At 38.4% G+C, this 17807-nt stretch carries 21 protein-coding genes and 1 tRNA gene; 10 read left to right on the top strand and 12 right to left on the bottom strand.

What is annotated here, in order from left to right; genetic code table 11:
- The 3 genes from K1720_RS08395 to K1720_RS08385 are packed head-to-tail and all read right to left on the bottom strand — an operon-like array spanning position 1 to position 2596.
- Positions 1–408, bottom strand: coding sequence for a hypothetical protein (locus K1720_RS08395; RefSeq protein ID WP_251948446.1), 408 nt, complete (start codon positions 406–408; stop codon positions 1–3).
- Positions 409–431: 23 nt separating this feature from the next.
- Positions 432–1001 carry a hypothetical protein gene (locus K1720_RS08390; RefSeq protein WP_251948445.1) on the bottom strand — a complete coding sequence of 190 codons (570 nt, stop codon included), beginning with the start codon at positions 999–1001 and terminating at the stop codon, positions 432–434.
- A 2-nt stretch (positions 1002–1003) separates the two neighbouring features.
- On the bottom strand, positions 1004–2596 hold the full coding sequence (locus K1720_RS08385; protein ID WP_251948442.1) for a hypothetical protein: 1593 nt from the start codon (positions 2594–2596) through the stop codon (positions 1004–1006).
- Between the two features lie 72 nt (positions 2597–2668).
- On the opposite strand from K1720_RS08385, the gene K1720_RS08380 reads away from it, so the two are divergent.
- Positions 2669–3118, top strand: a complete 450-nt coding sequence (locus K1720_RS08380; RefSeq protein ID WP_251948440.1) for a protein-tyrosine phosphatase family protein — start codon at positions 2669–2671, stop codon at positions 3116–3118.
- Positions 3119–3296: 178 nt separating this feature from the next.
- Here K1720_RS08380 and K1720_RS08375 read toward each other — a convergent pair whose 3' ends face one another.
- Positions 3297–3860 carry a nitroreductase family protein gene (locus K1720_RS08375; RefSeq protein WP_251948438.1) on the bottom strand — a complete coding sequence of 188 codons (564 nt, stop codon included), beginning with the start codon at positions 3858–3860 and terminating at the stop codon, positions 3297–3299.
- A 9-nt stretch (positions 3861–3869) separates the two neighbouring features.
- The gene (locus K1720_RS08370) at positions 3870–4616 is read right to left on the bottom strand and encodes an MBL fold metallo-hydrolase (RefSeq protein WP_251948436.1); all 747 of its coding nucleotides are present in this window, start codon (positions 4614–4616) and stop codon (positions 3870–3872) included.
- Positions 4617–4701: 85 nt separating this feature from the next.
- Between K1720_RS08370 and K1720_RS08365 the strand changes: the two genes are divergently transcribed.
- From K1720_RS08365 to K1720_RS08355, 3 genes are all read left to right on the top strand, one after another.
- On the top strand, positions 4702–5187 hold the full coding sequence (locus K1720_RS08365) for a Mut7-C RNAse domain-containing protein (protein WP_251948434.1): 486 nt from the start codon (positions 4702–4704) through the stop codon (positions 5185–5187).
- A complete protein-coding gene (locus K1720_RS08360) occupies positions 5174–5863 on the top strand; it encodes a 6-hydroxymethylpterin diphosphokinase MptE-like protein (protein WP_251948432.1) in 690 nt (229 codons plus the stop codon). The genes K1720_RS08365 and K1720_RS08360 overlap by 14 nt, the downstream gene beginning before the upstream one ends.
- A gap of 70 nt (positions 5864–5933) precedes the next feature.
- Positions 5934–6530, top strand: coding sequence for a hypothetical protein (locus K1720_RS08355; RefSeq protein ID WP_251948429.1), 597 nt, complete (start codon positions 5934–5936; stop codon positions 6528–6530).
- Positions 6531–6536: 6 nt separating this feature from the next.
- On the opposite strand, the gene K1720_RS08350 is transcribed toward K1720_RS08355, so the two are convergent.
- Positions 6537–8429 carry a S9 family peptidase gene (locus tag K1720_RS08350; protein ID WP_251948427.1) on the bottom strand — a complete coding sequence of 631 codons (1893 nt, stop codon included), beginning with the start codon at positions 8427–8429 and terminating at the stop codon, positions 6537–6539.
- 64 nt (positions 8430–8493) lie between these two features.
- On the opposite strand from K1720_RS08350, the gene K1720_RS08345 reads away from it, so the two are divergent.
- Positions 8494–8802 (top strand): hypothetical protein, encoded by a 309-nt coding sequence (locus K1720_RS08345; RefSeq protein ID WP_251948425.1) that lies wholly within the window; start codon positions 8494–8496, stop codon positions 8800–8802.
- Here K1720_RS08345 and K1720_RS08340 read toward each other — a convergent pair.
- Positions 8788–9438 (bottom strand): serine/threonine protein kinase, encoded by a 651-nt coding sequence (locus K1720_RS08340; RefSeq protein WP_251948423.1) that lies wholly within the window; start codon positions 9436–9438, stop codon positions 8788–8790. The genes K1720_RS08345 and K1720_RS08340 overlap by 15 nt on opposite strands.
- 636 nt (positions 9439–10074) lie before the next feature.
- On the opposite strand from K1720_RS08340, the gene K1720_RS08335 reads away from it, so the two are divergent.
- Positions 10075–10302, top strand: a complete 228-nt coding sequence (locus tag K1720_RS08335; RefSeq protein ID WP_048160338.1) for an Lrp/AsnC family transcriptional regulator — start codon at positions 10075–10077, stop codon at positions 10300–10302.
- Between the two features lie 51 nt (positions 10303–10353).
- Here K1720_RS08335 and K1720_RS08330 read toward each other — a convergent pair whose 3' ends face one another.
- The 3 genes from K1720_RS08330 to K1720_RS08320 form a co-directional block, all read right to left on the bottom strand.
- The gene (locus tag K1720_RS08330) at positions 10354–11040 is read right to left on the bottom strand and encodes a TIGR00153 family protein (RefSeq protein ID WP_251948421.1); all 687 of its coding nucleotides are present in this window, start codon (positions 11038–11040) and stop codon (positions 10354–10356) included.
- Between the two features lie 5 nt (positions 11041–11045).
- Complete coding sequence (locus tag K1720_RS08325; protein WP_251950655.1) at positions 11046–12272, bottom strand: inorganic phosphate transporter; 1227 nt, start codon at positions 12270–12272, stop codon at positions 11046–11048.
- A gap of 109 nt (positions 12273–12381) precedes the next feature.
- Complete coding sequence (locus K1720_RS08320) at positions 12382–14106, bottom strand: metallophosphoesterase family protein (RefSeq protein ID WP_251948420.1); 1725 nt, start codon at positions 14104–14106, stop codon at positions 12382–12384.
- 290 nt (positions 14107–14396) lie between these two features.
- On the opposite strand from K1720_RS08320, the gene K1720_RS08315 reads away from it, so the two are divergent.
- On the top strand, positions 14397–15572 hold the full coding sequence (locus tag K1720_RS08315; RefSeq protein ID WP_251948418.1) for a DEAD/DEAH box helicase: 1176 nt from the start codon (positions 14397–14399) through the stop codon (positions 15570–15572).
- A gap of 112 nt (positions 15573–15684) precedes the next feature.
- Here K1720_RS08315 and K1720_RS08310 read toward each other — a convergent pair whose 3' ends face one another.
- Together K1720_RS08310 and K1720_RS08305 are read right to left on the bottom strand one after the other, a co-directional pair.
- Complete coding sequence (locus K1720_RS08310; RefSeq protein WP_251948416.1) at positions 15685–15834, bottom strand: hypothetical protein; 150 nt, start codon at positions 15832–15834, stop codon at positions 15685–15687.
- 243 nt (positions 15835–16077) lie between these two features.
- Positions 16078–16155: transfer RNA gene (locus K1720_RS08305), tRNA-Arg, on the bottom strand.
- A gap of 353 nt (positions 16156–16508) precedes the next feature.
- On the opposite strand from K1720_RS08305, the gene K1720_RS08300 reads away from it, so the two are divergent.
- The 3 genes from K1720_RS08300 (at position 16509) to K1720_RS08290 (ending at position 17805) form a co-directional block, all read left to right on the top strand.
- Positions 16509–16613 (top strand): DUF835 domain-containing protein, encoded by a 105-nt coding sequence (locus tag K1720_RS08300; protein WP_251948414.1) that lies wholly within the window; start codon positions 16509–16511, stop codon positions 16611–16613.
- A gap of 87 nt (positions 16614–16700) precedes the next feature.
- Positions 16701–17603, top strand: a complete 903-nt coding sequence (locus K1720_RS08295) for an MBL fold metallo-hydrolase (RefSeq protein ID WP_251948412.1) — start codon at positions 16701–16703, stop codon at positions 17601–17603.
- A gap of 10 nt (positions 17604–17613) precedes the next feature.
- Entirely contained in the window at positions 17614–17805 is a 192-nt protein-coding gene (locus K1720_RS08290) for a hypothetical protein (RefSeq protein ID WP_251948410.1), read from the top strand.
- The last annotated feature ends 2 nt before the right edge of the window (positions 17806–17807 follow it).

The raw sequence follows: 17807 nt of genomic DNA, 5'->3' as shown, positions 1-17807 counted from the left end.
TCAAGATCTCTCACCTATTATGTGTCGAATTCCATGGTAGATGACCATTCCTAGAAGGAAAGAAGCCACAGGAAAGAGGTAAAAGAGAAAGAAAATAAAAAACGCTAGGTCATCACTGTGATAAGAATTAGAGCGAAGGTCTGTAATCGTACTTAGGATGGAAAAGGTTACTGCGACTATGAGTGGGACAAAACCCACCATTATACTAAACTCAGGGAGGGAAACTCTCAGTTTCCATAGAAAAAGTGCGGTTATTAAGGCTACAATGAGAGTTGGATAAATAAAGAAAAGAATTTCAGGAGAAATTTTTCCATATATGCTTTCAAGTCTCTCTATCCCAAAAGCTATTAGTGCCCACAAGGGGGTTGCAGAAAGGAGAAAGAGGAAAACCCTGATGTTCTCTTTCATCCGAGATCCCAAAATCAGTATAGTTAGGAGTAATATTTATTTTTTGCCATAACTATCCACAAATCTTTTCCTCCTGTATGCATGAAGACGAAGATTATTTCTCCATCTGGGAGCTTTAAGCTCTTAGTATGAATTGTAACGCAATATGAATCTAATTGAAATGGTATGTACCAGTACACAAGCGAACCAATAAGTGAGCTTTCTCTGTAAATCTTAAAATCAATTCTCTGTCCTCCTGTAGTTGTGAGATTCTTCGGAGTGCTCCATGTTATTCTGTGTCCTTTAAACGACGTTTCTCCTGAGAAGCTGACGTTCTGGACACCCAAAACTACATATTCATATAATGCTCCATTTACTCTAAGTATTGTTTCGTTTAGGACGGTTATGTTAAGATATGCTGGATCACTCTGAGGGCTTAAAGGTAGTTTCAAGGTAGTATTGCATTTATTGAGGTTTTCTTTGGCTTCAGTTAGAAAAGAAACGACATCTGAAATTGAAATTGTTGGAGAAGCAAGTTTGGTTGAGGATTGATTTATGCATAGGGACACTGAGACAATCAAAGAGAGAAGAAAAACAAAAAGGGCCCTTTTCATGTTTATCCTCCCCAGCTTTTCTCGATCTCCACAACTCTTCCCTCACTCATTTTTATAGTTACATTCTCACCTTCTTTTAAGTTGAGCACTTTAAAGATGAGTTCGTTGTTCAGCTGATCTGCGCTTAAATAGAGGGTTCTATTATCCACAATTAGTATCCAATGAGTGTTTCCGTCTTTGATGTAGGAGTAGATTCCCCTAACTGTTCCACTAACTTCCTCAACTTTAGCTCCAATTTGACCATAAAGAAGGAATGCTCTTACGTCATCTTCATTTTCGAATATCTCGACTTCCTTAGTCTCTGCATTTACAAAGGCTATCTTAGCAACTCCTGAGCCGCTTTGGGGTATGATGGCTATCCTCCACCAGAGTTTACCATTCAAGAAGATAGGAATAGGTTCAACTGCCATGAACTGACTCCAGTCAAAGGTTGGTAGGGCCTTTTTAACGTAATCTATTGCCTTAACCGGCCCGGTTAGAGGAGTTTCAAACTTTACTTGGCTCATTTCTCCACTCTGGGCGTTGATTAGGTAAATAGCTGCTAGTCCATGGGCCCTTCCGTATGGTTCAACAGCAATCATCCAGTATTCTCTCCCATCGTTGGCAATAACCAAGAAGGGTTGTCTATTTCCTTGTCCGCTTACATCGATGAGTTCTATTTGGCTTTCGTGGTGTAACCAGAGATTTTTTATGTTTGAGAATACGTTTTCTTTCCAATAGTTTTGGGCATAGATAATTCTTCTCGTCAAAAGTTCTGGGAATATTGGGAAATCCTTGAGCCGTTCGTCTTTAAGAGCCTCTTCTGGGGTTAGATCCTCAACGTTACCATCTTCATCAACTATTAATACTCCTCCCCATTTTGGAACAGTATAAAAAACGCGAAAGCTGTACGATATGTATGGAACAACAATGTAGATCTTTCCATCGTAATAAAGTGCCCTTGGAACATCAAGGTCTATTAGGTAGTGCTTTTTGTAAAGATTCCATTCTAAATTATCAAAAATTTGCATTCCAGGGCCAACTTGAAGTTCGTTCTCCATTCTCGCCATTTTTGCCTGAGTAGTGTTCATCTCAACAAAAAGAACGCCCTTATCTTTGAGCCTTATTGCATTCCATGCTCCATCAGGTATTATAAAGAATCCCCAAACTGGTGTACCATCTCTAATAGTCAAATGGGAGGAACCGAGTGTATATCTAGCATACTCAATAGTATCAACAGCATAACGGTATGCGGTTAACTTTGGGAGTATCCTTATTTTACTACTCGAGAGTTCAAGCTCTTTTGAAACCTGGGTTGGGTGATGCTCTTTGTATAGGGCAGTGTTGGAGAGTGCACCAGTTAGTACTGAAACAAATATCAACAGAAGGAGCATCAACGCAAAAATTCCACTTATAGTGATGTTTTTTCTGTTGTATTCCTCCAACCTCTTTTTTGAGCTATATTTTGCTAATAGTAGTAAGGTAAGTATGAGATAGATTATTGATGGATTTCTGTATAAGCTCATTACAATTCCATGAAACCATGGTCTGGAGAACCACAAAATCAATATAAAAATCCCGATTGGGGGGAATAGCTTAAGAATCTCTTTTTTCATTTTTCTCACCATAATGTATATTTAACAAAGGATTTATAACTTATCCGGTAATTTTGTCTAGGGGGATTTTCAGTGGTCTATCCTAAGTTTGTTGACAGTAATGTGGCATTTTCACCGATGCCGTATCCTGAGGATATTCCTAATCTTGCAAAAGAATTTGATGCCGTTGTTGTTCTAGCCTACGAATACGAATTATATTATACACTAGAGGAATGGGCCAACCATAGTGTCGACGTGCTTTATTCTCCAATAGAAGACTTCACTGCACCAAGTTTAGAGGAACTGCTTGATATTTTGGGATGGATTGAGGAAAGAGTCAAAAAAGGTAAGAAAATCCTGATTCACTGTTTTGGAGGAAGTGGAAGAAGTGGGAGTGTGGCCGTTGCTTATTTGATGTATTTGTATGATCTGCCTTTAAGGGAAGCTTTACTAAGAGTGCGTTCCCTTAAGCCCTCTGCTGTTGAAACAGAGGACCAAATGGAAGTTTTAAAGAATCTTGAGAAATATTTAAAATCAAAATGATTCTTGTAAAATATCAAATGTCAGAGTCCAATATTGAAACGACTTTCGGTTAACTTTGATTTCATTATTGAGTAATAACTAAGATATTTATAAGGATAAACGAGACAGGAGATTTTATTATCTATGTAGATCTTAAGATGGAGGACATTAAGACAAAGGAAACCGAATGGATTCTCATTTATTCAAATTTTTCGAAGGTTATGATGTCTTCTAAACTTTTCCTTTTATATTTTGGTTTGTCATCATTTGGATAGCCTATGGGGAGAACTGTTTGAAGCCGATAATATTCTGGAGCATTCAAGAGTTTTTCAACCTTTTTTGGATTTGGAGGAGTATAGGTCACTGTTCCTAAACCTTCTTCTTCAAGAGCAAGGAGAAGATATCCTATAGCAAGCCATGTTGATTGGATTGCGAAGGGCGCTCTGATATCGGTAAATACTAGCACCAGATATGGAGCATCACTTAGAAATGGTTTTTCCCACGTAAAGCCTTTTTCGTGAAGCCATTCTCCAAGTTTTCCTTTCATCTTTTCATAGAACTTTATTTCATCTTTCTCACAAATTTCCCTGATTTTTCTCTTTTTCTCAGAACTTTCTATTAAAAGAAAGTGCCATGGTTGAGCATTCATTCCAGAAGGGGCCTCTTTTGCTACTTCAATAGCTTTTAAAACACTCTCAAGGGGTGGTTTTTTGGTTTTAAACTTTCTCACGGTTTTCCGTTTTTTGGCAAGTTCAACTATCATTTTCTCACCTCACACATAAAAGAGCATCCCATCATAGGCAACAAGAACTTTTCCATTGTATTTCTTTCTGACATACTCATCAAGCTTCAAAAATGAGAGATTTTTGTGGGATATATGACTTAACATGGTTCTTTCAGCTAATTGGAGTCCTGTTTCAGCACCCTCATCAACGTTATTGTGATACGGATCATCAACACCTGGAGCGTAAGTAGCATCCACTATGGCAAGGCGAAGTTTTTTCTTTTCTAATAATTTAAAAGTCTCTTCAGGAAGCCCTTTGGTATCATAAAGAACTGCCACACTTTTATTATCTTCTTCTATCAGGTATCCAAGAGTTTCTACTTGGTGATTAAGTTTTAGAGCTGTTATTTTAAGGGAGTCTATTTTAAGCATATTTCCAGCCTTGATGAATCCCACTTGGATGTTTTTTGGATCATGAATCATTAACCAATCTGCATCTCCTTTTGGACCATAAAGCCTAGTTTTCTTTGCAATCCACCTGAGCTTATATAGGCCATAAATATGATCGTGATGCCAGTGAGTAAGAAGGATCCCCTCAAGAGGTACATGTAACAGATCCCTGATATCTGTTCCTACATCTATGAGTATTGCCTTTTTGTTCTTGGTAATGATTGCTAAAGTAGAAGGCTTTCGCTGTGCGAAACCTAGTTTACGAGCTTCTTCACATGTTTCACATGTGCACAAATGAGCTGGGATACCCTCACTGCCTCCAGTGCCAATGAAATAGACTATCATTTGTTTCACCCCACTTAAAAAATGTTAGGATAGTTATAAGGTTTCTTCCAAAAGAGCTTTATTATCTTCTTCCAAGTTAGAGTTGATGAGGGGGAAAAATACAAAGTTTATCGCTGATATGATGCTTGGTCGTTTAGCTAGGTGGCTTCGACTTTATGGGTATGATACTATTTATGGGGTAGAGGAGGATAGTGAAATTTTGAGGATTTCACGGGAGGAGAATAGAATAATCTTAACTCGGGATGAGGATCTTGCAAAACGATCAAAAAATACTATCTTAATAAGATCAAACAAGTTTGAGGAACAAGTGAGACAACTTATGGAACTTGGTTTTAATTTTGATGATCTTTTTCCTGAAAATGCTAGGTGTCCAAAGTGCAATGGTCTGATAAGGAGGATTAGCAAGGAAGAAATCAAAGATCGAGTTCCAAAAGGGGTTTATGAAGACTACGATGAGTTTTATGTATGTGTTCAATGTGGTCAAGTTTATTGGCCTGGGAGGCAGTGGAGGGAAATGGTAAAAATTGATAGAAAGTTAAGAAATATGAGGGAGTCCAATGAAATGGAGTGAGTGGGAACCTTTTTATCAGTATATCCTCGAGGTCATGGGTTATGATAGAGAGGCAGACAAAAAAGCTGCCCTGCTCTTGAGAGAACTCTTGTTAAAGAGTAAGAACTATGTTTCACCCATAGAACTTAAAGAACGAATTAGAGAGCAAGTTTATGTTTTTGCCCCTGGTCCAAGCTTAGATGGTAAGCTAAACAGAAAATTTGTGGGGACGTTAATAGCCTCCGATGGTGCTACTTCCGCTTTGCTTGAAAATAACATTATCCCCCACATTATTGTAACGGATTTGGACGGTAGGTTTGAAGACATAAAAAGAGCCAATGAGTTGGGTTCTATTGTAGTTGTTCATGCTCATGGAGATAACATGGACAAGCTCAGAACGTATGTTCCAGGGCTTAAGAACGTTCTAGGAACGTGTCAAACAGAGCCTTTAGACATAGTTTATAACTTTGGTGGCTTCACTGATGGGGATAGGGCCGCTTTTCTCGCTGAAGAGCTCGGAGCAAAAAGAATATCTCTCGTTGGATTTGATTTTGGTGATATTGTGGGAAAATGGAGTAAACCTCATTTGAATACTCATGCCCTCATATGGGAAAACAAAAAGAAAAAGTTCCAAATTGCAGAGAGACTTTTGGATTGGCTTAGAAGGAATGGGAGAGCGGAGATAATTGAGATCTAGTCTCTCTTATCTTGTGTTCATCACAACATGGAGAATAAGATTTTTAACTCTTTAAGCCTAATAAACAAATATGCGAAAAACAATATCTGCAGCTTTGGGAATCTCAATGCTACTTGTGTTGATGTTCTTTTACCATGGTAACCAAAATGAGGGAACCTTTTGGCAGACGGTTGACATGGTGGAATTTTATCTTCGAGACAATGGTACAGATTCAACGTTTATAGGTACGGTTTTTGTTCAAACTAATGGGGATTTCAAGAGGGTTCTTTTAGTTGGGTGGATCAATATAACCGAATCGGATGTTTCAGGAGCAGTAGTCAGTGTGCCACAGGGATGGAAAATAACGAGTTGGTCAACAAGCTATAGAGACAGAACATTTACGAATATTTCCAAGTGGATAAGCGTCCTTGTAGCCTCAGATCCAACATGGCCAGCAAAATATCACGTGTATATAGGCCCTGCGGGATATGATCCCTTCTTTTGTAGAAATCATTCTTGTGGTGGCGGAGTTGGGAATATTTTTATCGAGCTAGTGCCTGAAAAGAATTCCAAGAACCTGACTTTGAATGTGGGTGTAGGAAGTACTTTTAAATACATGAAAGATGGAAGAAAAGTTTTAGTTGCCCCAGTGACCTACAAAAACATAACAATTTTGCTCAAAGAATAAAAAGAATTATTCATTGCTTTTACTTTTCTCTAGGATCTTTTCCACGTCAAATCCCTCTTCGTATTTCTTGAGTTTCCTTTCGAAGAACTCCATGAAGAGTTTGTACCTCTTTGCCCTATGTTTAGGACTGCCCCTTAAACTATGCCCATGTGCTCCTTTTTTGAATATTGCTATGTAAACTTCTTTTCCTAGATCTTTGAGCACGTGGTAAAACATAACGCTCTGGTCGAGTGGACAACGATAATCTTCTAAGCTGTGTATGAGTAGTAAAGGAGCTTTGACATTTTGGGCATAGAAAAGTGGGCTGAGCTTCTTGTAGTTTTCATTTTCAAGGGGGTTCTCGCCAATTACTTCTTTGTCAAACCATAAACCAATATCGGAAAATGCATAGCTTGTAAGCCAATAGCTTATGCCGTTTTCACTTACTCCTGCTTTAAATAAGTCACTTTGTGTTAATGCCCAGTTTGTCATAAATCCTCCGTAGCTTATCCCTGTTATTCCAACTCTCTCCCTATCTGCATTGGGTTCGATTTCAAAGAACTTTTCAACGCCATTGAGGATATCTTGGAAGTCTTCTAGGCCTGTTCGTTCAAGTACTTTCAAAGCGAACTCTTCATCGTAACCGTTACTTCCCCGTGGATTCACAAAGACAATGTAATATCCTTTATTGGCCATTAACTGCATTTCATATTTGAAATAATAGCCATACATTCCCTTTGGCCCACCATGAACAAAGACTATTACTGGGGCTTTTTCTTCAGTCTCGGGTTTGATATACCATCCATCTAGTTCTAAGCCAAGACTCTTAAAGCGGAAGTGCTGGAGAGGTAGTGTTTTCAATCGCTCAAATATTGGCCCGTTATAATCTGTGAGCTGTTGCAATTCTTTATCCCATATAAATAGCTCTCTCAAGCGGGTATCTGTTTCCTTTAACAAGATAACTTTTCCATTATTACTTACATCAAATCCTATTACCCACGAATTTCCATCGACTATTGGGATTAGTTCTCCTTCTTCAAGTTTGTATAAACTAACTCTTCCTTCTCTTGCCATAGTGAAGTATACGTTTCCCTTTCCATCGAGTTTTCCTTCCCAGTTATTGTAAACAAAACGTTCTGTTAATGGTTTAATTTCTGATCCATCCCAAGTGTATAGGTAGTCATGCTCGCTTATTTTTTCTTTCTTTGGTTTTCCATGGAGGAGGAGAATATCGCCATTGGAGTCTACGGCGACATATGAAACCCTCTCAAAAAGCTTTTCACTTTCTCCATCTTTCCAGAGATAAATGTCATAGAACTTGAAGAATTGTGGTTTTTCGTCTTCTCTATGTGGTACATTGTAAATTATGTTATCTCCATGCCAAATTCCAAAGGAGAACTTTTCTGTTGTGAATTCATCTAGGATTTCCTCACTTTCTGTGTCAACTATCCAAAAGGTTGTCCTTTCTCCATCAAAGAATCCCTTATTATCAAACCACACTGGCACATCATCTTCAAAAATAAACTCTTCATCATCTCTCCTCTTAAACCCAGTCACCAAAATTCTTCGGCTGTCTCTGTTCCAGCTGATATTAAGGATATTTTTTGCCTCGAGGACTTTCTTTCCGCTCATTGATGTTAGATCATAGAGCCAAACTTCAGCACTCTTCTTTTCTTCGTTTGGTTTAACAAGTGCGAGTTTTCTTCCACTTGGTGAGAACCTTGGCATTGAGGCGTTTTCAATAAATTTTCTTCCCGTGCTTTCAAGTTCTTCAATCACAACTGTATTTTCGTATTTGTTTTGCTTCAAATTGGTTTTTGTTAATACGTAAGCAATACTTTTTCCATCTTTTGCGATTCGTGGATCGCTTAGATAGGCAAATTTAGAAAAGGTGTTTTCGTTCCATTCGATTTTGTTCATAACGCTATCACCTAAATATATTCAGGCCCTAAATTATTTAAAGTTAATTGTCAAATCTTGGGATATGAAAGACGAATATGCTGTGTTTAGCATTTTATTGGCAGGTCTTTTGATATCCGTGGTTTTTAAAAGCTATATAGGAGTTGTTTTAGCGGCTTTGGGAATTCCCGTTTATCTAGCTTACGTATCAAAAGAGAGGAATATTCTTGCAAAATCACGAATATTTGACAAAGATCTCTTTATAATGATTGGAATAACGATTGTTGTGATTTTAGTTTTTGAATATTTTTTGGATCCTAGGATTGGTCTCATATTAGCGGCTTTTTTGATCCCTTTAGCTATATGGACATGGGATAGGTTAAAGGCTAGATAGTAGCTCTTTAAGTTCCGTAATATCGTGTGTTTCTTTATATTTTTGGAGCTTCTCTTGGAGAGTTGTTAGAAATTCTTCGCCTATCTCAAACTTTTCTCGAACTCTTCTTGAAATGGAGTTTTCATTAAGAAATATCATTGCCATCGCGGATGTGAGGTTTTTGGTTTTTCTCTTAAGGCTCGCTTTTTCAAAATCAATCACCCATACGTCAGTTCCAATTATGATGTGCTTTCCTCCCTGTATTTGACCATGATCAACCCCAAGGATATCAAGTTTGTACATCTTTTCGAGGATTTTTAGAAGATGCTTCTTCTCAGGTATTGCATAGAGTATGGGCTCTCCCTTTGCGAATTCTCTTATTAAGAACTCTCTATTTTCAAAGCTTCCATAATCGACCAAATGGGGGGTTATTCCTTTCCCCTCGAGAAATCTTAGAATCTTTACCTCTTTTTGAAAATTTCTTCTAGGTGCATCTCTTCTTTCTAATTTTATAATGACGTCTTTGTTTTCCAGCCTCCCAAGGAAAATTAAGCTTGTGGTTCCCTTTGAATAAACCTCTAAATTCTCAATACCTTTCATGTGCATAAAGTGCTTGAATCTTTCAAGCTCTTCTTTGCTTATTAGATGATCAATCATCCTTCTCCCCGAGGGGTTAATTAGCTTCGTAGAGTATTTAAATGGTGGCCTCCAAACTGGTTCTCATAAACAAAAGCGAAGATATATGTTCTAGGTGCTAATTTAGGATATAGACGTCTTTCGAACACTTAAAGATCGACCTGTGGCGGATTCAGGGATTAATACTCAGCAGAACGTGGTCAATTTGAAATAAGAGGAGAGATACGCTCGCAACTCTTATTTTAGAACTCGAAATTAAAGTGCTTGTTGATCCAGAAATCCAATTAAAGGCGGGCCTTGCTCTTTGGGATAGGACGTCATAAGGCGTCTTCTCAAAACCAGCTTTGGGCGGCTGAAAACTCTAGGAGTAACCTTTGAAACGATAACCCAAACCGCTTTGCGGAGGGTAATTGGGAAAAGGCCCTTCCGGAGGGGCTCGGAGAATCCTTCTCAAAGGCCTGTCTGATGAGAATTCCTCAAACCTTCCCGGCAGTGGTTAGGGGGTTAACTCACTAGAACCCTCACCGTTCACGGTAGGGGAGGAGACCAGAGGCACTAGTGGCAAAGTAAATTAGCTTCCCCTAATTCGTCATTTTTTCTTTATCGACGACGATAAGCTTAAATAGTCAAAAGACCAAATATTATTGGTGGTAAGCTATGGTGACGGCGTTTATTTTGATGGTGACAGCCGCTGGGAAGGAAAGAGAAGTTATGGAAAAACTTCTTACCTATCCAGAGGTAAAGGAAGCCTATGTAGTCTATGGGGAATATGACCTTATAGTCAAGGTTGAAACTGAAACCCTAAAAGATCTTGACCATTTCATAACTGAAAGAATAAGAAAAATGCCAGAAATACAGATGACTTCAACAATGATAGCCATTTGAAGTTTTTCTATCTTTTCTTCTGAAGGCTTTGCTCTTTAGGGTAAAAGTATGTCATTTGTTCATCATTAACCTTATTCTTTCTGCTGCGTCTTTTGCTTTATCTGAGATATTGCTTAGAGTTTTTGCTATATTAAGAAGGTACATTCCAAGGCCCCATTCTAGTTTTGAGGAGTTTTTGAATATTATCTCCATAAACTCGGTGTCAAGTTCATCTATTTTGTGTTCTACGCTTTCAATCTCTCTGATAAGTTCATATTCCTTCTCGATCTCTTTCTCTCCAAAACCACTCTCTATTACTGTGTCCATCTGAACAATAGCTTCATATACGAGTTTGGCAGCTTTAATACTTTCTTGACTCATTTTCATTATCAGACTTTTTATTTCCTCTTTGATGTCTTCTGGCATGTCATTGGGATCTCTAACAAGAAGCCACTTGGCTGTGTTTTCAGCAGCATCAGCTATTTTGTCTTGCATGTGTAAATATCTTAAAATGTCACCCCTGTTCACGGGCATAAATAACTTTGAACTTAAACTGTCCCTGATCTCTTCTTTAATCCTGTCGGCAAAATCTTCGAGATCATCAACTTTTCGAGCATAATTTCTCATTGTTTCATAGTCTCCTACTTCCCACGCTTCAAGAGCTTTTTCTAAAACCTCTACAGTTTCCAAAACAACCTCTGCATGTTTTATCAATGGTTTAAATGGACTTTTAGCAAATAATTTCGTCCAAACTTGCATTATAATCACCCCAATACCATTAATATCTTAAATATGATTCCTGCAATTATAGCTGCAACGGGTACGGTAACAAACCACGAGATTATTATATCTTTAACGATATCTTTGTTTATTGCTTTTACTCCTCTGGCTAATCCTACACCTATCACTGCGCCAACTACGGTGTGAGTAGTTGAAATTGGTAGTCCCATCCAAGATGCTACTAAAACAACTGTGGCCGCTGAAAAATCTATACTAAATCCTCTAGTATTTGTTAGTTCGGTAATTTTCTTCCCAACAGTTTCCATGACTCTGTATCCATATGTAGCTACACCTATTGCTATACCTAATCCCCCCATTGCTAAAATCCACTTTGGTACTGGAACTTTCATTCCTGCTAGTCCCATGGTTGCCACGGCATAAACTGCTGCCACAGGACCTATGGCATTTGCTACGTCGTTTGCCCCATGAGATAAGGCTACATAGGCAGAAGTTAATACTTGAACTTTTTTGAATATTGCTTCTACGCCCAAATACGGGTCTTTTGTTCTAAAGTTCCTTTTTAGTAGAACGAAGCTTATTACAAATGTGATTAGTCCTGCTGTAGCTCCATACCTTGTTATTGCTATAAAGAGGGACTTTCCATGCATAACCTTTATGTAAAACATCGATCCTATAACAATAAAGGCTAGGCCTATCCATACAGGGGCCCACCGTCTAGCACTTTCTATTGGTTTATCCTTTTGGAGAATCGTTTTAGATACTAATTTAATAACGGTAAAAGCAACAATTGCCCCGAAGATTGGGGATAATATCCAACTTGCAACAACTTGGGCCATCTTACTCCAGTTCACTATAGAGGTTCCAGCATATACAATTCCATACCCCACGATTCCTCCTATGATAGAGTGGGTAGTTGAGACAGGTAAACCAAACTTAGTGGCAAAAACCAACCATAGAGAGGCAGCAAGAAGAGCTGCAATAGATCCATAAATAATAACATGGGGGTCACTTATTTGAGATGCATCTATTATACCTTTTCTAACAGTTTCAGTGACGCTCTTTCCGAAGAGATATGCACCAGTAAATTCGAGTATACCTGCAATTATAACGGCCTGCTTGGGTGTTATTGCTCCAGCACCAACAGCAGTACTCATTGAATTTGCAGCATCATTTGCTCCTATTGCCCATGCCATAAATAGGCCTACAGCTATTGTGATAAAGAGCCATGGATCACTAAGCATCTCAATCATTTTTATCACCGAAACCAGCTACTTGGGAGTGTATAAATACTTTACCGCAGTAGAATATAGTTGGCTACATTGATCTATATAGAATATGTAGAAAAGAAAAAAGAAGATCTCACCCTACCTTCACGGGCTCTACAGTTAAGATATCCCCAGCAGTTATTTTTACGTAATGGTAGAAGCCTCCTTCTTCAGGTTTTGCATAGACTGGTGCTCCGCCTCCGCCGGTTATTATGAGCTCTACATCGTCTTTTTCTCCATACCAGTAAATGTGGATATGACCAAAGACTCCAAATGCATTGTATACTTTCATTAGCTCCAAGAGTTTTTTTGCGTGAGTAGGGTTCATAGTGTGGCTCCCCTCGGGTCTAGGATCTATTGGAGGAGCGTGCATTACGATAACTGGTCTCTTACCGAGGCTTTTTGCCTTTTCAAGCTCTTTTTCTAACCAATTCCATTGGGCAGAAGTAAGCTGATAATTTCTCTCAACGTTATTAGCGAAGATGAAATAATAGTTACCCAAGACAAATGAGTAGTCTGTAGGCCCAAAGAACTTGTGATATATATTTATTCCTTCCCCTTGATACTCATGATTGCCTGGAGCAACAAATACAGGTTTGTTGAAATTCCAGACTTTTAATAATTCGGCCCACTCCTCTACTTTTCCAGAGTACACTAAATCACCGCTATCAATTATGAAGACTCCCTCTTCTTGGTTCATGAGATCTCTTATTTTGAAGAAGACTTCTGGCTGTTTTGTGCCACTCCCTGGCCTGTGGTCTCCAAAGGCTAGAAAAGTAAAGTTATTCACGTTTTTTGGTATGAGCGAAAAGTCTTCGTTTGTAGTTAGTTTTATCCAAGTCTCCCCAGTTTCCGCATTTTCCGAGAATTCAACAAGCGCTGGATTGATATTCTCAATAATATATGTGATCTGTGCATGATTTGTCCCAATTACTTTAACACTTACGTTAAAGCCTAGTGCCCTTATATATACTGTAGATCCATTTACTAATCTTATAAAGCCACCACTAACGGTCACGTTTTCTCCATTGATTATTCTCCAAGTATAGACAAATGGTTCTTTTACGAAAATTTCCTTTACAATCCAGTATTCATCATCGTCTTTGATTCCGTCCCAGTCGTTATCTCCTATTACTTTTACAATTATTCCTTCAAACTCCCCTCTTCTAAGTACATAGCTAGGATTTAGTTTTCTTCCCTCACTTAACTCTTTGGCGAGTGCCAAAGCAGCACCAATACCTGAAACATCATTACCTGTGAAAATGAGTCTGTCTTTGCCATCTTCTTTATATGCTATTATCGTTCCCATTTCTCCCCCAACGAACTTAGTACCGACTTTGTAGAGAACATATCCGAAGTAATCTCTTGGTGTTGTAAGGATTGGTTTTCCTCTCAAAAGCTCTCTAGCATCGGATGGAGACAAAATCGCTATACCACTAGCAAATTCGTTTTTACTCTTTATCTCAGCATTGGGGAAATAATGTTTAGCCAATTCTTCGTATCCTTCGCTTACATAAATTATTTTTCGACTAAAAAGACTTGCCCAGTTTTGTAGAATCTCTCCAGTTTTGTAGGAGCTAAAATCAATGCCAGACTTTTCTGAGACTGTGGCTGTTGTTGTAGTGGTTGTAACTGTGGTTTGAGTTTCTGTTGTGGTTGTGGTAGTGGTATGAGTGGTGGTTTTTACTGGAGAGGAAGTTGTTTGACTCTCAGAACTTGTCGTTTCGCTGGGAGTAGTTTGGGTAGTAGTGGGTGATTGGGTACAGCCACTTGCGAAAATTATAACTCCTATCAGAATGAGGGCCCATACTTTTTTCATGTTTTCACCATTTATAGTTTACTCCGGTCTTTAAATCACTTTTGAATATGTTACCTTTTCTTAAGTTAGCAAGAGAAGTTTTGTTTTCTGTTTGAAAGCCTCGCTCTTCGTGTCGAGAAGATTCTCAAGTTTATGCTTAAAGTAGAGGGTTTGTCATTTGCAAATGTTTATAAACTCAAGAGATTTAAGCAGTCTGTAAGGAAATCCAATTAGAGCACGGAACGTTAAAAATCCAACACTAATCGGCAGTTCTGTTCTCTAATGAGTACAATGTTAAGGAGAATGCAAAAATGAGTTTTGAAAAATTAGGACTCTCAGAAAACAGCTTAAATGCTGTAAAAAGAAAGGGCTTTGTGAAGCCCACCGATATTCAAAGAGAAGTAATTCCGAGACTTTTGAGCGGAAATAAAGATATAATTGGGCAGTCTCAAACTGGAACTGGCAAAACGGCTGCATTTGCTCTTCCACTTATAGATCTTATAGATGAAGAGATGAGAAATGTCCAAGCGATAGTGATAACACCTACTAGAGAACTTGCAATCCAAGTTGCAAATGAAATAAATTCCTTAAAAGGGAGGAAAAAGATAAGAGTACTCTCCGTCTATGGAGGTCAACCAATCGGGCCCCAGATCCGAAACTTAAGGAAAGGCGTGCATATAGTTGTGGGCACTCCAGGGAGAGTGATTGATCATATAGAGAGGGGCACACTATCCTTAAGTGAGGTTGATTATTTTATCCTAGATGAAGCAGATAGAATGCTGGATATGGGTTTCATAGAAGAGATTGAAAACATTTTGAGGCACACAAGCAAGGAAAAGAGGGTTTTGATGTTCTCTGCTACAATTCCAAGAGAGATACTCCGTTTAGCGAGGAGGTATTTAAGGAACTATGAAGTTATCAAGATTCAGGGCAAGAGTCTGGCTCCAGAATTAGTTGAGCAGGGTTACTTTGAAGTACTCCCAAATAAGAGGTTTAGTCTTTTGTGTAGGATTTTGGATGATAAGGAATTCTATGGGATAGTATTCTGCCAAACGAAGAAAGAAACAAAAGAGTTGACATCAAGACTTGTAGCTAGGGGATACAATGCGGAGGCTTTGAATGGTGATATTCCACAAAGAGGAAGAGAAAGAATTTTGGAACGTTTTAAAAGAAGAAAAACAAGGATACTTGTCGCCACAGACGTTGCTGCAAGGGGAATAGACATTAATGAGTTAACCCATGTGGTAAACTACTCTCTGCCTCAGAATCCAGAGACCTACGTACACAGGATTGGGAGAACAGGTAGAGCTAAGAAGAAAGGTAAAGCAATAACTTTCATACTACCCGGTGAATATAGAAAATTACAATACATTAAAAGAGTTGCAAGGGTAGACATCAAAAGAGGCAAAACTCCAGATGCAATGACTAAGAGAAAATATTCGGAAAAGCAACAAAATTATCGTAAAAGGCCGTTTGAGGGGGCATGAGGACAACTCTGGCCGCTACGGGATAATGCATAATGGTAATGGGAGTAAGGACTAAGTCTTTTAGACTGTGAAACAAAAAGATGAAAATAGACGCTTGGGATTTATTTTTCCCTCAATGCATCATGGATCCAAAGCCACCCATCATACCGCCAACTAGCAGTAATGTAATCACTAGCATGATTATATAAAATACCAATCCTGCTGTGAAAAAGCCGAGTCCGAACCAAAACCCATCATTAAAATTAAGCTTCTTCTCCTCCATTCTCTCACCCCCATATACGTTAATTATTTATGTAAATATTACCTTCGAATATAATAAGTTTTTCGCTGTACTGTTGGAAGCGTAAAAGACAAAATTGTTTATACAAACAAAAATATTATATACATTCGTAATCAGAGAGGTCGAAAAATAGTGGGTGTTGATGAAATAAGGATAATCCTCCCTCATTCCAGATAAAAGATGAAATCTAATTCCGAGTCCTAACGTATTCAAAAAGAAATTTGTTGGCGGGCCCGGCGGGATTTGAACCCGCGACCTTCGCCTCCGGAGGGCGACGCTCTATCCAGACTAAGCCACGGGCCCTCATTAGTTATCCCAAAGTTTCAAATTAAAAACCTTTCTCCAAAGATAAACAAAAATATTTTTAAATCTGTATTTTAAGGGAGAGTAAGTTGCCAGTTTTGCGGTGCTTAAGGCGTTAAGGATGTATGGAAACGGAATACTCCAAGTTGCATATTTATGGGGTGTGGTAGCATTTTATTCATTTTTTCTGGGGACATTCTAGATGAGTATCAGGTTCTTAAAGAGGAACTCAAGGGGTTTCCCGTCCTTGCATTTGTTAGAAGCTCAAATGTTCCAGAATTTTGGAAGGCCTACTTTCTAAGTATAGAAGAGAGGAAAAAAATTCGATTTATCCAACAAATTTTTTGGCCTCTTTGAAAGATTTTGCCATAAGCTATGGGGGAGTGCTGCTTATAGTGGTTGATGAAAGTGCTTGGAATGCATATCAACTTGCAATATTAAAACGAGTGTTGGAGTGAAGAGGTAGAAGTTTTAACTTATAAGTTATATCTTTGATGGAAGATTAAACTTAAGAGAAGATAAGGCCATTATTTTTTGGTGAGTTAATGAAAGTTATTCCCCTAGCCTCGGAAAGCTTGGGAGTGAGAAGCTTAGCTACTTTCATAAAACTTGGGAGTATAGGAATTTTAATAGATCCAGGGGTGGCACTGGGACCAAAACGATACTCTTTGCCTCCTGCAAAGGCAGAATTGGAGGCTCTAATGGGGGCGAGAAGAAAAATACAAGAATATTCAAAAAAGGCTGATATAATAACAATTTCTCATTATCATTATGACCACCATACGCCTTTTTTTGAGGGAATTTACGAGAGTTCCTCACCCGATAAAGCAAAAGAACTCTATGAAGGCAAAACTCTTTTTATAAAACATCCAAGAGAGAACATAAATTTCAGCCAAAGAAAGAGGGCCTGGGTGTTTCTCAAGAAAGCGGAAAAAATAGCTAAAAATATTGAGCATGCTGATGGGAAGTTTTTTGATTTTGGTGATTTTATAATAGAATTCTCTCCTGCAGTTCCTCATGGAAATGAAGGTTCGAAGCTTGGTTTTGTGATAATGGTTATGGTAGACGATGGGAAGAAAAGAGTGATTCATGCTAGTGACATTCAGCTTTTGAATCAAATATCTAAAGAGTGGATAATAAAACAAATGCCCGACTTGCTAATTACTGGAGGCCCTCCGACGTATCTCGAGGGATATAGGGTTAAAGAAGCATGGACTACAGGCCTCAAAAATTTAGAAGAAATAATCAAAGAAACTAATACTGAGATAATCCTAGATCACCATCTAATTAGGGACAAACGTTACCCAGAGTTTTTTATACAGCTTGAAAGGGAACCTCTTACATTTGCTGGGTTTTTAAAAGAGAAAGATAGGCCACTTGAAGCTTATAGGAAAGAGCTCCACATGATTGAAAAGGGGGAAGATGTAGAGGTACCATTTAGGATTTGAGGTGAGGGGTATGAGGTTCCTAGAGGAGTTTGGCACTCTCATGTTAATTTTGGGATTTGCCGTGGCTATGGGATTTCTCATCATGCTAGCTAGAATTCTTGCAACCTATACAAATTTTCTGATAACAATTATTGGTATATTCGCTTATGTGAGTATCTTGGGGATTATTTTGTGGATTTTGGATAAAAGATCAAAGATTTAGTA

The sequence above is a fragment of the Thermococcus argininiproducens genome (genome assembly GCF_023746595.1).
GTDB lineage: Archaea > Methanobacteriota_B > Thermococci > Thermococcales > Thermococcaceae > Thermococcus_A > Thermococcus_A argininiproducens.
The sequence above is the reverse complement of the archived record's forward strand: the minus strand, read 5'-3'. Positions and strand labels throughout refer to the sequence as shown.